Raw genomic sequence first — 14,154 nt, 5'->3', positions numbered from 1 at the left:
GAGTTCACACGGTCGCATACCGATTGATGGGGCGCTGCAGGCCGAGCAGGCCGCGTAGCGTGGCAGCCTCATAGCGATCGCGGAACAACCCGCGCCGCTGCAGCTCGGGAACCAGCGCGTGGGTGATCTGTTGCAGATCGTGCGGCACGGTGGCCGGACGAAGGCGGAAACCGGCTGCTCCCGCAGCGTGCCAGTCCTGTACCAGATCTGCCAGTTCTGTTGCAGTTCCGGTGAAGATCTCTGCATCGCTGAGGTATTCACCGCCGGCCAGATCATCGAGCCGAGCCCGTCGCGACCGCGCGGCGTCGGCGGTGTCGTCGAGGAACACCACCAAGTCGGCGAACACCCGTACTGGCGCGGCGTCGCGTGCCCGTCGTGCTGCGATACCCGCGACCAGTTCGGTGACCTCGGCGGCACTGTGCGGGGTGACGAACCCGACGTCGGTGCTCGACGCGATCAGCGCATAGGCAGGGTCGACGTGGCCGAGCGCTGCAACGATCGGCTGGCCTTGCGGCGGACGGGGTGTGATGGACGGGCCTTTCACGGAGAAGTGAGCGCCGGCGAAGTCGATGTAGTGCAGCTTGTTCCGGTCGATGAACCGTCCGGTCGCTGCATCGCGAATTTCGGCGTCGTCTTCCCAGCTGTCCCACAGCCTGCGCAGCACCTCGACGTAATCGCCGGCCTCGCTGAACAGTTCGTCGACGAGTCCGGCTGATCTCGCAGGCAGCTGGCGCCGCCCGAAGTGTGCGGCGATGTCGCGGCGTCGGGACACCTGAATCCGCACGCCCGCCCTGCCGGAACTCACGTAATCGAGGGTGGCGATGGCCTTCGACGCGTGGAACGGTTCGGTGTGCGTGGTGATGACGGTGGGCACCAGCCCGATGTGCTTGGTGCGCGGTGCGACCCGGGCCGCGATCAACACCGCGTCGAGCCGGCCCCGAACCCGGTCGGTGCGATCATCGGGACGGCCCGGATGGTCGGACTGCAGCCCGAGCGAGTCCTCGATGGTGACGAAATCCAGCAAGGCCGCCTCGGCTTCGGTCACCAGGTCGGTCCAGTATTGCGCCGTGAGCAGGTCGGTAGGGCGGGCGTCGGGCTCGCGCCACGACGCCGGGTGCCACCCGGTGCCGTCGAGCGCGACGGCGATGTGGGGTGCGGCCACGGAAGGTCCTCACTTTCGGTCGCGGTCTCTGGCAGCAACGCGGCCGGGTAGATCGATCATCCCCGCCCTCGGCCCTCGCGAGTGTCCAACCAGCCGTGACCTGGCCTCCAGAGATCGGCGCACGGTGATGCGAAGTCCTCGATCAGCCTGCCAGGTTCACATGCGACGCGCCGGCGCGCTGGGCTGTCGAACGCACGCTTATAGGGTCCATTAGGAATGCTTATTAAAAGGGGAGGTTCCAGCGCATAACGTAATGACTCCTGTAGTTTTCCGAAGGAGTTCAGATGACACAGCGCGCCAAGGACATCGAGGTCGTGAGCCTCGGTGACGGCGACATCACCATCGAAGAGTTCGTCGCAGTGGCTCGCCATCGCGCCAGAGTCGAGTTCGCGCCGGCGTACGTAGGCCGGGTCCGGCGCTCGCGCAAGTTGATTGAGCGCTTTCTTGCCGAGAACCGACTGATCTACGGGGTGACCACCGGATTCGGTGACAACGTCTCCAAGGTCATCTCGCCGCAGGATGCTGAGGCTTTGCAGCGAAACATCGTGCTGTCGCATGCTGTCTCGGTGGGCGAGCCGCTCCGCGCAGAAGTGGTCCGGGCCATCCAGCTGATGGAGCTCGTGGGCCTCGGCCAGGGCTACTCGGGTACCAGCCTGGAGGTACTGACGCTGATCCGCGACCTACTCAACAACGACGTCACTCCCTATGTCCCAGGGGAGGGCTCGGTCGGCTACCTCAGCCCCGAGGCGCACATGGCGCTCGTGCTGATCGGTGAGGGACGCGCGTGGGTCGGTGACGAATTGCTCAGCGGTGCAGCTGCTTTGAGCCGGGCCGGGTTGGAGCCGGTCACTCTTGGTTGCAAGGAAGGGCTGACGCTGACCAATGGCACGCATTCCGTGAACGGAATCGCGGCCCTCGCGATCTACGACGCGATCGAAGCGGCGAAGGTCGCCGACGTGGCGGCGGCGATGAGTCTGGAAGCGCTGCGGGGCACCATCAACGCATTCGACCCGAGGCTGCACACCATGAAGCGCCATCCCGAGCAGTCGGCTGTCGCGTCGAATGTGCGCCGGATCTTGGCCGGCAGCGAGATCATCGAGAAGTTCCGCGACTACCGCGTGCAGGACACCTACAACCTTCGGGCCATTCCGCAGATGCACGGCGGAGCCAAACGGGCGCTGAAGGACGCGTCGAAGGTCATCGAGGATGAGCTGCGTTCGGTCGGTGACAACCCCGTCATCTTCCCCGAGGGGGACGACGGCACGGCGTTGATGGGCGCCAACTTCGACAGCACCTTCGTCGGCATCCAAGCCGATCTCATGGTCAACGCGATGACCGTGCTCGCCAAGATCTCTGAGCGGCGCACCGACCGGATGGTCAACAGCGCCTTCAGCGAACTGCCGCCGTTCCTTTCACCTGAACCCGGCCTGCACAACGGGTACATGATCCCGCAGTACACCGCGGCAGCGTTGTACATGGAGATGAAGGCAGCGTGCGTACCGGCGTCGGCGGACTCGGTGCCGACGTGTGCCAATCAGGAGGATCCGGTCAGCAACGCCTACCTCGCGGTGACCAAGGCCTACGAATTGACCGGCAAATTACGGTACGTGCTGGCGATCGAGCTGATGTGCTCAGCGCAGGCCCATGACCTTCTCGGCGCCGGCCGCGCATCCGAAGCGTCGGACGCCGTCTATCGGGCGGTCCGCGCTGTAGTCCCGACGGTGGCCGACGACCGATTCTTCGGCGACGACATCGAGCGACTGCAGCGGCTCGTGTTCGATGGCGGCGTCACGCGAACTGTGGAGAGCGTGGTCGGCAGTCTGGAGTTCTGACGCGTCCACGTAGTCCCTTGGCTCTCAGCCGGCGGGGTGCATGGCTGCCGCTTCTTCGCGTGCGACGGTGTGCGCGAGATCGATGAACGCGTGGGCTGCCGGAATCTGGTAGCGATCCCGGTGCCACGCGATTCCGATGATCCGTCGGCTCACGCCTGCAATATGGAGCACCCTGATCCCGTGTCGATAAGGATCGACCGACAACCAGGGCAGGACGGCGGCGCCGACCCCCTCGGCGGCGAGACCCAGGATCGTGCCATTGTCGTTGGAGCGGAACACGATCTGATCCCGCAGGGCCGGGTGGCCGAGGCGGTTCTCGATGAGATGGGCCTCGCGCAGGTGCGCGTAGGTGATGAGCGGTATCCCCACCAGCGCTTTCAACGAGATAACCGATTGTCCTTCTCCCAGTGGGGAATCGGTTCGAACCACCACGACATAGGGGTCTTCGAGCAGTTCCTCCGAATCAAATGGACCCTCTGGTAACGGTGCGACGGTGAAGGTGAGGTCCAACTCGGCGTGTTCGAGCTGGGCCAAAAGTGCGCCGTCGTCCTCCATTTCGACGAGCTGAATGTCCACATCGGGATATCTACCGGTGAATTCGCGAAGTACGCGCGGCAGGATCCGAACTCCGACGCTCTGGAAACAGCCGATGCGCAGCGTGCCCGTCGTGCCGTTCTCCAGCGCGTCGAGATCGGCCGCCGCGCTGGTCAGCCGCGCGACGACGGCCTCTGCGTGACGCAGCAGCATCTGTCCGGCGGGCGTGAGGGAAACCGGGCGCGGACCGCCGGGACGTTCCACCAGTTGGTGGCCGATCGACCGTTCTAGTCGGCTGATCTGTTGGCTCACTGCGGATTGCGTGTATCCGAGGCGTTCGGCCGCGCGACTGAACGATTCTTCCTTGCTGACTGCGATCAGCGCAGTGAGATAGCGCAGCTCGATCGTGTTGATGTCCCGGCTCATTCACTCAATCTAGAACATTCACTAATGGATATCAGTGTGAAGATGAATTGTCTTAATGTAACTGGCCTGACACTGTCGTCGTTGTTGAGGCCTGCACCACATACATATTCCAAGGAGGACACCATGTCTCAAGCAACGGCACGCACGTACGCCGACATCGTCGATCTGGATCGCTACCCGATCGATGAACTCGAGAGCGACCGTGGTCGTGCGTTCGTGGCAGCATGTCGTGAGCAACTGCGGCGCGACGGTGTATGCAACCTGCCCGGTTTCGTGACGCCGGTGGCCATCGCCGAGATGATCCGCCTGGCAACCAAACTCGTATCGGCCGCGCATCGAACGGACGACACGCACACCATCTACTTCGAACCGGCCGACGCAACCGTCGCCGCTGCCCACCCGCGTGCGGCGCAGCAACGGTCGGCCAAGCAGACCATCGCGTGCGATCAGATCCCGGCCGATGCGCCGATCCGCCGGCTGTACGACTCCGACGACCTCACCCGGTTCATCGCCGCGGTGCTGGGCAAGGCCGAACTCCACCGCAGCGCCGATCTCCTCGATGCGGTCATGATCGCGCTGTTCGAGGACGGCGACGAGCTCGGTTGGCACTTCGACCGCAGCGAATTTGCGGTCACCGTGATGTATCAGGAAGCCGAGAGGGGCGGCGACTTCGAGTATTACCCCGGCCTGCGGTCGGAAGCAGACCCCAACTACGCAACGATAGAGAAGGTCTTGCACGGCGACGGCGAGGGCGCGGTGCGGTTGCCGAGCGGCCCGGGCTCGCTCGCGATCTTCCATGGGCGCCACGCGCTGCACCGTGTCAGCCCGGTTGAGGGCGCCCGGCCGCGCATCAATTCCGTGCTCACCTACAGCGAGAAGCCCGACATGCGGCTCAACGCCCTCACCCGAGGGCTTTTCTACGGTCGGACGCAGTAGTCACCCCCTGGTCGCCCGTTACACACTCACTGGGAGCACCGATGTCCAATAACCTCAATCCAGCGACGCCGACCCCGTCGCCACAGCTGATGACCACACCTGACAACGCGGACGATGCACCGCTCAACCGATTCCACGTGAAGATCACCGCACTCACGTTCGGTGCGAACTTCTCCGACGGCTACGCCCTGGGCGGTATCGGGATCGCATTGGCGTTCATCGCGCCACAGATGAACCTCGGCCCGGTATGGCAGGGCATACTCGGCGCCTCGATGTTGCTGGGCATCTTCGCGGGCAGCATGGTCCTCGGCTGGCTGGGCGACGTGTTCGGCCGCCGCCGGGTGTACATGCTCGACTTCATCCTGATCGCGGTGGCATCGGCCGCGCAGTTCTTCGTCGAGGGCCCCACCGAGCTCCTCATCCTCCGACTGTTGATCGGATTCGGGATAGGCGCCGACTATGCCCTTGGACCGACACTGGTCGCCGAATTCGTGCCGCGGCGGTTCCGCGGCGCGCTACTGGCATCCCTGACCGTGATGTGGACTGTCGGCTATGTGGTCGCCTACTTCGTCGGTACCTGGCTCGCCGAACTGTCGCCGCATGCGTGGCGGTGGCTGCTGGCCAGCGGCACCATCCCGGCTCTGCTCGTCCTGATCCTGCGTATCGGCACGCCCGAGTCGCCCCGCTGGCTCATCAGCAAGGGCCGCCTCGACGAGGCCAGAGCGATTGCGGCGCGCTACCTCGGCGGCCACCTCGACGTCGACCGTATCGCCGGGGAGCGCCCGACGACGCCGTACCGCTATCGCGACTTCTTCGGCCCGAAGTACAGACGCCGCACCGCCTTTGGCATTTTGTTCTTCAACTGCCAAGTAATTCCGTACTTCGCGATCTACACCTTCCTCCCGCTGCTCATGGTGAAGGTGGGTCTGGACGGGCGCGAGTTCTTCGCCGGGGCAGTCTTGAACGTCTTCCTGCTCGTCGGTGGCGTCGCCGGGCTGTGGTGGGTGGCGAAGATGTCCCGTCGCCGTCTGCTGATCTGGTCCTTTCTGGTGATGGCGATTGCGTTGTCCATCGTCGCGATCGGCCCCAACGGCCCGCTGCCACTGGTGCTGGCCGCGTTCGCGGTGTTCACGTTCGTGATGTCCGGAGCGTCGAACCTCGAGCAGGTCTACCCGCCTGAACTGTTCCCGACCGAGCTTCGTGGTTCGGGTGTGGGGCTGCTGAACGCAGCGAGTCGGATCGGGTCAGCAGTCGGCACCTTCGTCCTGCCGATCACCCTTGCGGCGTACGGCCTGACGGCGTCCATGATCGGACTGGTCGTCGTGCTCCTGATCGGCGCCGTGTCGTCGGCCTACATGGCGCCGGAGACAGCCCGGCTCTCGCTCGAAGAGTGCGCGGAAGTGTGAGGTGACTGCGGTGGGATCCGAAGTGGGAATGAGCATCTCGTCGCTCGGGCAGGCTGGGTCGACCGGGGGCGCCAGGTCGACACCAGCGAAGCGCTGAGCCGGGCTCATGACAAAAGCAACGCACAGACCGTGCACTGGCGGGCGTGCAAGTCGCTTCAACCTCTATCTGCTGTGCCGGCTTGGGTGGCGAGCGCGGTAGAGACGCCGGCGATGATTGCTGCGACGCGCAGAGCTTCGAGAATCGTCTCGCGCTCAACACCTGATTCCCGGAGGGCGCGCTCGTGAGCGATGACGCAGTGTCCGCACCCGTTGATCGCGGACACGGCGAGAGCCCAAAGCTCGAAGTGTGCCTTTTCGACACCGGGATTGGCGATGATGTTCATGCGCAGGCCGACCCGCAGGTCGTCGTACCGTCCATCCAGAAATCCGCGTGCGCGATAGAAGACGTTGTTCATGCCCATGATGGACGCAGCTGCCAGTGCGGCGTTGTAGGCGTGTCTCGGCAGAACTTCGGTTGCGTCGGCGGCGATATCGGCGAAGACGGTGTCGTTACGGGCAACGGCTGCCGAGGCGAGCAATGTGCCCCATAGCTGTTGCTCGTCCAGGGCGGTTGATCGACGAATCGATCCGAGGTTGAGTTTGAGGTCTTTTGCGTAGTCGGGTAGGCGGTCTTTCAGATTCTCGACGGTCATCGTGGCCGACCTCAGGCGCTCTCGGCGAGTAGCGCGCCTGCATCGATGGTGGGATCGCCCTTGCGCCAATTGCAGGCGCACAATTCGTCAGACTGGAGGGCATCGAGGACTCTCAGGACTTCGTCGACGTTGCGTCCAACGGATCCTGACGTCACTGACACAAACTGTACGGTGTTGTCCGGATCGACGATGAAGGTGGCGCGATCGGCAACCCCTTCCTCATTCAATACGCCTGTAGCGGTGCACAGTTCGCGCTTGATGTCGCTGAGCATGGGGAAGGGTAGATCGCGCAGATCGTCATGCTGTGCCCGCCACTGGAAGTGCACGAATTCGCTGTCCACCGATGCGCCCAGGATTTGTGCGTCGCGGTCGGCGAACTCGCCATTGAGGCGGCCGAAGGTGGCAATTTCGGTGGGGCAGACGAACGTAAAGTCCTTCGGCCAGAAGAAGATAACACGCCACTTTCCTGGATGGTCACCGCTGGTGACTCTGGTGAAATAGTCGTCGGGCTGAGAAGCGGTGATTTCGCCCAAGTCTCCGCCGATCAGAGCGACGAGGTTGTATGAGGGGAACTGGTCTCCGATGGTCAGTAGTGCCATGGTGAGCTCTTTCGTCTGGAACGAATGTCGATGGTGCCGATCCCGTTGGATCCAAACACCTTGTACTTCAACGCTAGTGATGCCTTGGACGCTTGACAACGTGACGTGTGCCCCACTTTTGGTTTTGCGGCGGTCACGTAATAGTGCTGTGGTACAGGGCCTTTCGTATCGATCTAGAGAATTGCGAGTTCTCGTTGCACTTGGTGGACCAGGGCTGCGGTGGCCTGGCGTATGAGACGTGCACTCAGTGTCGGGTCAGAGGAGCAAAGGGGGTCCATGCTGTCCAGCGCAATGACAGCCGTGAACGGGGAGTTGAGGCCGTGGTCGTTGAGGCGGTTGGTGCCGACGATGGCAGCCGAGGGCACCGAGAGCTCGGATGCCAGAGCTGCGACGGCGAAAGGTGCTTTGCCAAGCGCGCTTTGGTCGTCCATGCAGCCCTCGCCGGTCAGGACAAGGGCGGCACCTTCGATGGTCTCGGACGCGCCCAGCATGTCCAGAAAGAGCTCGGCCCCGCGGCGCATATGTGCACCGAGCAGAAGCCCAGCCCACGCAAGGCCCCCGGCCGCGCCGGCACCGGGACGCAGGTGCTCGTCTGGTCGGCCGAAGGCGGGTCCGGCGACTGCGGCGAGCTGGTCCAGGGCTGCGGTCAGGGTGTGAACTCCTTGCTCGTCGGCGCCTTTTTGTGGACCGAACGTGGCCGCGGCTCCGCGTGGCCCGGTCAACGGCGCATCGACATCGCAGGCGACGGTAAGCGTGGTCGTTTTGAGTCGGGGGTCCAAGCCGTCGGTGCAGACAGAGGAGAGGTCTTGTAGGCCAAGGGCGTTCGGGGCTATTGGGGTGCCGGTGCGGTCACGCAGCTGTGCGCCGAGCGCGACGAGCATGCCGGCACCCCCGTCGGTGGTGGCGCTGCCGCCGAGCGCCAGCGTGATGTCACGAAAACCGAGGTCCAACAGTCTCGTGATCACCTCGCCGACGCCGCGACTGGTTGCAACGAGTGCTTGAGCGGAACTGGGTCGCCATCCGCGTAGGCCGCATATAGCGGCGATCTCGATGAGCGCCTGGGTGTTTGAGATCGCGACGGTAGTGATGATCGGCTGTCCCCACGCGTCGGTGCAGCGGATCTCGCGGCGTGACCAGCCAGTGCGTAGCGCAGTGCCCACGCTACCGTCGCCTCCGTCGGCGACAGGCATGGTGATGCAACGATTCTCCAATCCTGCATCGCGGCATCCCAGCGCCATTGCGGAGGCGACTTGATCAGCGGTGAGGGTGCCTTTGAACTTGTCTGGAGCCAAAACGATGTGGGGATGGTATGCGTTCACTGTTGGTCTCCCGGGGCGGTCAGCGGGCGCTGGCCATGAAGTCGACGAGAAATTGCGAGAAGATGACGGCGACGATGATGGAGAACACGAGAAAGCCGAGGGCCCACGTTCGCGCGTTGAGTAGCGGAAGCATTGTCGGCGAACCATTTTCAGGAATCTGGTCCATGTCAGAGTTCCTTGCGATAGACGATGTCGGTGAGGACGGCTCCGACAGCGCACAGGGTTACGATGATGCCGCAGAACACCCATCCTGCTCCGCCTCCGCCCGATTGGGCGTACCAGTCGTTGACATAGACGAGCAGAAGTACGCCGAGCAGTAGTGCGCAGAGAACGACCAGTGCCGAGAGGCGGCGCAGTTTGGCGGTCCGGGCAGCGCTCAGGTAAGCCTCGATGAGTTCGGTGTCGTTGTCAGGCTGGTGGATCGGTTGAGGGGACATGTGTTTCCTTGCCGGTTATCCGCGCTGGCGGGCGATGTAGGACTTGGGCTCGGTGACGATGAACATGGCACCGAGGACTGTGCAGATGGATCCGATGGTGACGATCAGGCTGAATGGCGCGCCGTAGACGGTCAGCGAGAAAATGGCGATGAAGAAGAAGGCGAGAGTGTTGGTCAGGACGCCGCCGCGGACGGCGCCGGCGTAGGAAATGCCGATGTAGTAACCCATGATCATCCAGATGGCCCAGCCCAAGCCGATGACGGCGCCCATGGCAACCAGGCGGGGTTCTGACCATGCTTGACGGGCGATATCGCGCCCGGTGGGGAACAGGAGGAACAGCAGTGCGTTCGCGATGAGAAGTTCGAGGAACGCACGCCACCAGAGGAACCCCTCGGCGGGCATGAGGTCAGTTCCGGCGGAGATCGCGAAGCTTTCGAATCCCCATGTCAGTACCGCGACGACGATGATGACCAGACCGGTCGCGAAGTAGACGCCGTGGGTGGGCGCGCCGATCTGCCCGCCGGAGACTGCGAGCCAGATGCCGACGGCGAGGGCGGCGAGCCCGAGGATGGTCGAGGGGCGCAGAATTCGCTCCCGGTACAGCGCGGCACCGATAACCGCTCCGACGACGCCGGCGAGTCCGCCGACTGCTCCTGCCAGCGCGCCGCCGATGAGACCTGAGGCGGCTGCGAAGCACAAGTCACCGACGAAGCCGCCGACGGCGACAAACAGATTCCACCAACTGACTCGGTGCCCAAGGACGCGCAGGATGTCGCGCCAGGTACCGCTGACGGCGAGGAACACCGCGATACCTAGTACGCCGAAGGGCACCTGCAGTGTGGCGACGAGGGCGAAGGCGCCGGTTGGGGCTTCAATGTTGAACGGTGGCGCGGCGACGATGGAGCCGAGGAGGCCGAACGCGAGGCCGAGTGCCGGCGCGGCCAAGACGGCGTAGATCATGCCCATCCGGGTTTTCTTGCCGTCGGCCAGGCGGGAGCGCTCCGCCAGATGCGTTGGGTCTACCGGGTGCAGGTGGGTCATCGCGCGGTGTCCTTGCTGGAGAGTGCCACCGCGGGGGCCCTGTCGGTGGGAAGACAGCTGTCGAGGTTGAGTTGGTAGGCGATGAGAGGTCGTGCGGATTCGGCGAGGCGGTAGCGGCGCAGAATATGTCCGCAGTGTTCGCGGTGATCGACGACTTCGACCCAACCGACGGTGCTCAGCCCGATGAGGTCCTCGCGCAGGCCACTGAGCTCACTGTCGCGGTAGTGCTGGCGCAGCAGCGCGAACAGTTCATGTTCCCAGGCACCTTGGGATCCAAGGTGATAGAGAGTCATGGTGGCCTGGTACTTCGGTGCTGGTTTCATTTTGAAGTCCTGGTGATGACAGTGCCGGTAGCCAGGGTGGGCCCATGGTTGGCCGGCGTCGGAACGGCGGTCAGCGGGGAACAGTGCGCGGTGTTCGGTGTGGGCATCGCGATGGCGTCGAACTGGGCTGCGATGAGGGAAGCTGCTTGCTGGTAAGGCATGTCCCAGAGTTGTTGGTTGAAGATCTCCACCTCGACGTCGCCGGTGTAGCCGGCGGCCAGCACCGCCTGGGTCAACCGCGGCAGATCGATGTGGCCATGTCCCATGACGCCGCGGGCGAGCAGACTGTCGGCGGGCAGAGGGGTGATCCAGTCATTGACTTGGTAGGAGGCGATGCGGCCCTGGGCGCCGGCCCTGGCGATCTGGTCGAAAACCTCAGGGTCCCACCAGATGTGAAAGGCGTCCACGACGACCCCGACAGTGATCGCGGGGAATGGTTCGGCGATGTCCAGGGCCTGACCCAGGGTTGAGATGACGCCTCGGTCGGCGGCATACATCGGGTGCATGGGTTCGACTGCCAGCGTTACCCCGGCGCCGTGCGCGTGCTCGACGAGGTGACCGATGGCGTCCTGGGCGCGCTCGCGTGCGCCACGCAGATCGGTGTCCCGATCGGGCAGACCGCCGGCGACCAGGACCAGGACGGCAGCTGATCCTTCGGCTCCGGCGTGGGCGAGAGCCGCAGTTTCGTCGATGGCTCGGCGGTTTTCGTCGAGTGCCGCGCTGCGGGCAGCACGGTCGGAGGCGGTGATGAATCCGCCTCGGCACAGGCTGGAGACGCGCAGACCCGACGCGGCGACCAGCTCGGTTGCTTTCGGCAATCCGACTTCGGCGACGGGTTCTCGCCATAGCCCTATCGATGTGATGCCGGATTCCGCGGTGGCGGTCAGCGCCTCCTGCAGTGGTGCGTACTTGATGCTGGCCTGGTTGAGCGACAGGCGGGGATGGGCACTCATGGGAACACCCGCATCGCCGAGCGCACGCCATGGACGGTGAGAAGATCGCTCCAGCGCTGCGCAGCCAGTTCGGGGTGCTCCAGTGCGCCGGCCGCATCGGCGAGTTGCACGAGCCGGGATAGGTGAGGCAGGCTGCGAGCCGACTGCAGGCCGTTGACCATGGTGAACGCCGGTTGGTGACCGTTGAGCCAGGACAGGAACGCCACTCCGGTCTTGTAGTACTCGGTGGGTGCGGCGAAGACATGGCGGGCCAACGTCTGGGTGGGTTGCAGCAGCGCCCGGAAGCGGTCCTCGTCGCCGTCGTCCAACGCCGACAACGCGGCCGACGCCACAGGAGCACAGGTGGCGAAAGCGCCGAGCAGGGCATCACAGTGGCCGTCGGCGTCGCCGGCGATGAGATCGACGTAGTTGAAGTCGTCGCCCGTGTACACCCGCACCGATCCGGGCAGTTCCCGGCGCAGAGAGATCTCGGTGCGCCCGTCGAGCAGGCTCACCTTGATCCCCGCGACCCGGTCGAGGTTGTCTTCGATGATCGAGCGCACCGTTGCGCGTGCAACGCTCAGGTCGTTCGACCCGAAGTAGCCCGCCAGCTGTGCGTCGAACGGAGTGCCCAGCCAGTGCAGGATCACCGGCTGCGCCGCGCGCGCAAGCACAGCGCCGTAGACGCGGCGGTAGTCCGCAGGGTCGTGGGCCGCGCGGGCCAGGTGGCGGCTGGCCATCAGGACTGCCTGAGCTCCCGCGTTTTCGGCGTGGTGGAGCTGTTCGAGGTATGCGCTGATTATCTCGTCGACCGAGATATCTTGGCTCTCAATGTGATCGGTGTTGACACCGACGACCAGAGCGCCGCCTACCTGGGCGGCCTCAGCAGCGCTACGGGTGATCAATTCGCGTACCGCGGGCGCGTCGAGACCCATGTTGCGTTGGGCGGTATCCATGGCGTCCGCGACGCCGAGGTGCCAGGACCACAGGTGATGGCGGAACGCCATGGTGGCGTCCCAGTCGATGTCGGCCGCAGCTCCTGGCACATTGTTGCCCGCGACCCGGGGCACAACGTGTGCGGCGGCGAAGGCGGCCCGCGCGCGGGGGGAGCCGGGCCCTGGATCGCCAACAGTGTTGGACTGCAGCTCGTACGGCGCCAACGTACCGAACTCGTCGATGAGATTGATGTTGCCCATCACACGCTCACTGCCACGTCGTGCGGAGCCTCGAGGGTCAGTTCGCGCAGCTGTACCCGAGTGCCGGTGCGCGAACTCTGCAGCCCTGCTTCGGCCAGCTGCACTCCGCGCGCGCCGGAAAGGAAGTCGTACGGGTGGGGGGCGTCCTCGACGACGTGGCGGATGAACTGCTCCCACTGCACTTTGAATCCGTTGTCGACGGGGACGTTGTCGGGCACCGTGGTCCAGTCGGCGAGGTAGTTGTGTGTGTCAGGTAGGTCGGGATTCCATACCGGGCGGGGAGTGAGCGTTCGGTGCTGCACTCTGCAGTCGAAGAGTCCTGCGACGGCACTTCCGTGAGTGCCGTCGACCTGGAATTCGACCAGCTCGCGGCGGTGGACCCGCACGGTCCAACTGGAGTTCAGCTGAGCGACGATGCCGCCGGCCAACTCGAAGATGGCGTAGGCGGCGTCATCTGCGGTGGCGGTGTAGGCGACGCCCGTCTCGTCGACGCGGGCCGGAATATGGGTGCGGGCTGCGGCATACACCGATTTGACGTTCCCGAACAGGTACTCCAGCACGTAGTTCCAGTGCGGGAACATGTCGACGATGATGCCGCCACCGTCCTCGGCGCGGTAATTCCAGCTCGGGCGCTGCGCGGGTTGCCAGTCCCCTTCGAACACCCAGTAGCCGAATTCTCCACGGACCGAGAGGATTTTCCCGAAGAATCCCGAGTCGATGAGAGTCTTCAGCTTGACCAGTCCGGGAAGGAACAGCTTGTCGTGCACCACGCCGTTCTTGATGCCTGCGCGTTGGGCGCGGCGCGCCAGTTCGAGAGCAGCGTCGAGGCTTTCGGCGGTGGGCTTCTCGGTGTAGGTCGCTTTGCCGGCGTCGATGGCTTTGTGTAGAGCGGGAACTCGCGCCTTGGTGAGCAGGAAGTCGGCGTAGATATCCCATTGGGGATCGGCGAGACAGGCGTCCAGGTCAGTCGAGACGTGGGCGATGTTGTGGCGGTCGGCGATCTCCTGGAGTTTCTTGCGGTCGCGACCTACCAGGATGGGCTCGACCTGCACCCGGGTGCGACCGTCGGAGAGCAGCACTCCGCCTTGGTCGCGGATCGGCAGGATCGACCGCGTGAGGTGCTGGCGGTAACCCATCCGGCCCGAAGCCCCGTTCATGATGATTCCGATGCGCGATGGTGGCATGAGTGGTCCTCCGAGATTACGATTTGGGTAAGCGCTTTCCATAGAAGCATGGGCACCGTGAGGCGCGCAACACCGGTAGTGAAATGTGGGATGCCTGCGCGGTGCGGCCCGCTTCGTGCTCCCATTCGGGGGATA

Annotated in this window: 15 protein-coding genes; 3 read left to right on the top strand and 12 right to left on the bottom strand. The window is 64.4% G+C overall.

What is annotated here, in order from left to right; translation table 11 throughout:
* Positions 1-4: 4 nt before the first annotated feature.
* A complete protein-coding gene (locus BTO20_RS24595; RefSeq protein WP_087078674.1) occupies positions 5-1,162 on the bottom strand; it encodes an LLM class flavin-dependent oxidoreductase in 1,158 nt (385 codons plus the stop codon).
* A 284-nt stretch (positions 1,163-1,446) separates the two neighbouring features.
* Here BTO20_RS24595 and BTO20_RS24590 point away from each other — a divergent pair, with 284 nt between their 5' ends.
* Complete coding sequence (locus BTO20_RS24590; RefSeq protein WP_087078673.1) at positions 1,447-2,994, top strand: HAL/PAL/TAL family ammonia-lyase; 1,548 nt, start codon at positions 1,447-1,449, stop codon at positions 2,992-2,994.
* A gap of 24 nt (positions 2,995-3,018) precedes the next feature.
* On the opposite strand, the gene BTO20_RS24585 is transcribed toward BTO20_RS24590, so the two are convergent.
* A complete protein-coding gene (locus tag BTO20_RS24585) occupies positions 3,019-3,954 on the bottom strand; it encodes a LysR family transcriptional regulator (RefSeq protein ID WP_087078672.1) in 936 nt (311 codons plus the stop codon).
* A 123-nt stretch (positions 3,955-4,077) separates the two neighbouring features.
* On the opposite strand from BTO20_RS24585, the gene BTO20_RS24580 reads away from it, so the two are divergent.
* Positions 4,078-4,890: a HalD/BesD family halogenase gene (locus BTO20_RS24580; RefSeq protein ID WP_029367539.1), complete on the top strand. Its 813-nt coding sequence runs from the start codon at positions 4,078-4,080 to the stop codon at positions 4,888-4,890.
* Between the two features lie 41 nt (positions 4,891-4,931).
* On the top strand, positions 4,932-6,296 hold the full coding sequence (locus BTO20_RS24575; protein WP_198344050.1) for an MFS transporter: 1,365 nt from the start codon (positions 4,932-4,934) through the stop codon (positions 6,294-6,296).
* A gap of 155 nt (positions 6,297-6,451) precedes the next feature.
* Here BTO20_RS24575 and BTO20_RS24570 read toward each other — a convergent pair whose 3' ends face one another.
* The 10 genes from BTO20_RS24570 to BTO20_RS24535 form a co-directional block, all read right to left on the bottom strand.
* Entirely contained in the window at positions 6,452-6,988 is a 537-nt protein-coding gene (locus tag BTO20_RS24570; RefSeq protein WP_087078670.1) for a carboxymuconolactone decarboxylase family protein, read from the bottom strand.
* 11 nt (positions 6,989-6,999) lie between these two features.
* Positions 7,000-7,587 carry a peroxiredoxin gene (locus BTO20_RS24565; protein ID WP_029367534.1) on the bottom strand — a complete coding sequence of 196 codons (588 nt, stop codon included), beginning with the start codon at positions 7,585-7,587 and terminating at the stop codon, positions 7,000-7,002.
* 173 nt (positions 7,588-7,760) lie between these two features.
* On the bottom strand, positions 7,761-8,906 hold the full coding sequence (locus tag BTO20_RS24560; protein ID WP_157680316.1) for a glycerate kinase: 1,146 nt from the start codon (positions 8,904-8,906) through the stop codon (positions 7,761-7,763).
* Positions 8,907-8,925: 19 nt separating this feature from the next.
* The gene (locus BTO20_RS39500) at positions 8,926-9,072 is read right to left on the bottom strand and encodes a hypothetical protein (RefSeq protein WP_157680315.1); all 147 of its coding nucleotides are present in this window, start codon (positions 9,070-9,072) and stop codon (positions 8,926-8,928) included.
* Position 9,073: 1 nt separating this feature from the next.
* Positions 9,074-9,343, bottom strand: coding sequence for a hypothetical protein (locus tag BTO20_RS39495; RefSeq protein WP_029367531.1), 270 nt, complete (start codon positions 9,341-9,343; stop codon positions 9,074-9,076).
* A 15-nt stretch (positions 9,344-9,358) separates the two neighbouring features.
* Positions 9,359-10,384, bottom strand: a complete 1,026-nt coding sequence (locus BTO20_RS24555; RefSeq protein ID WP_029367530.1) for a hypothetical protein — start codon at positions 10,382-10,384, stop codon at positions 9,359-9,361.
* Entirely contained in the window at positions 10,381-10,707 is a 327-nt protein-coding gene (locus BTO20_RS24550; protein ID WP_029367528.1) for a hypothetical protein, read from the bottom strand. Before BTO20_RS24550 ends, BTO20_RS24555 begins: the two co-directional genes overlap by 4 nt.
* Positions 10,704-11,660 carry a sugar phosphate isomerase/epimerase family protein gene (locus BTO20_RS24545; protein ID WP_029367527.1) on the bottom strand — a complete coding sequence of 319 codons (957 nt, stop codon included), beginning with the start codon at positions 11,658-11,660 and terminating at the stop codon, positions 10,704-10,706. The genes BTO20_RS24550 and BTO20_RS24545 overlap by 4 nt, the downstream gene beginning before the upstream one ends.
* Complete coding sequence (locus BTO20_RS24540) at positions 11,657-12,835, bottom strand: dihydrodipicolinate synthase family protein (protein ID WP_087082601.1); 1,179 nt, start codon at positions 12,833-12,835, stop codon at positions 11,657-11,659. Before BTO20_RS24540 ends, BTO20_RS24545 begins: the two co-directional genes overlap by 4 nt.
* Positions 12,835-14,019, bottom strand: a complete 1,185-nt coding sequence (locus tag BTO20_RS24535; RefSeq protein ID WP_087078668.1) for a Gfo/Idh/MocA family protein — start codon at positions 14,017-14,019, stop codon at positions 12,835-12,837. The genes BTO20_RS24540 and BTO20_RS24535 overlap by 1 nt, the downstream gene beginning before the upstream one ends.
* Positions 14,020-14,154: the final 135 nt, after the last annotated feature.

It is taken from the genome of Mycobacterium dioxanotrophicus (assembly GCF_002157835.1).
Taxonomy (GTDB): Bacteria; Actinomycetota; Actinomycetes; order Mycobacteriales; family Mycobacteriaceae; genus Mycobacterium; species Mycobacterium dioxanotrophicus.
Note: the sequence above shows the minus strand (reverse complement) of the source record. Positions and strands in the feature narration are given on the sequence as shown.

What these genes read in the sequence shown, in the direction of transcription:
- BTO20_RS24590 (WP_087078673.1), top strand. Translation starts at nt 1,447, where the DNA reads ATGACACAGCGCGCCAAGGACATCGAGGTCGTGAGCCTCGGTGACGGC.
- BTO20_RS24585 (WP_087078672.1), bottom strand. Translation starts at nt 3,954, where the DNA reads ATGAGCCGGGACATCAACACGATCGAGCTGCGCTATCTCACTGCGCTG.
- BTO20_RS24580 (WP_029367539.1), top strand. Translation starts at nt 4,078, where the DNA reads ATGTCTCAAGCAACGGCACGCACGTACGCCGACATCGTCGATCTGGAT.
- BTO20_RS24575 (WP_198344050.1), top strand. Translation starts at nt 4,932, where the DNA reads ATGTCCAATAACCTCAATCCAGCGACGCCGACCCCGTCGCCACAGCTG.
- BTO20_RS24570 (WP_087078670.1), bottom strand. Translation starts at nt 6,988, where the DNA reads ATGACCGTCGAGAATCTGAAAGACCGCCTACCCGACTACGCAAAAGAC.
- BTO20_RS24565 (WP_029367534.1), bottom strand. Translation starts at nt 7,587, where the DNA reads ATGGCACTACTGACCATCGGAGACCAGTTCCCCTCATACAACCTCGTC.
- BTO20_RS39500 (WP_157680315.1), bottom strand. Translation starts at nt 9,072, where the DNA reads ATGGACCAGATTCCTGAAAATGGTTCGCCGACAATGCTTCCGCTACTC.
- BTO20_RS39495 (WP_029367531.1), bottom strand. Translation starts at nt 9,343, where the DNA reads ATGTCCCCTCAACCGATCCACCAGCCTGACAACGACACCGAACTCATC.
- BTO20_RS24555 (WP_029367530.1), bottom strand. Translation starts at nt 10,384, where the DNA reads ATGACCCACCTGCACCCGGTAGACCCAACGCATCTGGCGGAGCGCTCC.
- BTO20_RS24550 (WP_029367528.1), bottom strand. Translation starts at nt 10,707, where the DNA reads ATGAAACCAGCACCGAAGTACCAGGCCACCATGACTCTCTATCACCTT.
- BTO20_RS24545 (WP_029367527.1), bottom strand. Translation starts at nt 11,660, where the DNA reads ATGAGTGCCCATCCCCGCCTGTCGCTCAACCAGGCCAGCATCAAGTAC.
- BTO20_RS24540 (WP_087082601.1), bottom strand. Translation starts at nt 12,835, where the DNA reads ATGGGCAACATCAATCTCATCGACGAGTTCGGTACGTTGGCGCCGTAC.
- BTO20_RS24535 (WP_087078668.1), bottom strand. Translation starts at nt 14,019, where the DNA reads ATGCCACCATCGCGCATCGGAATCATCATGAACGGGGCTTCGGGCCGG.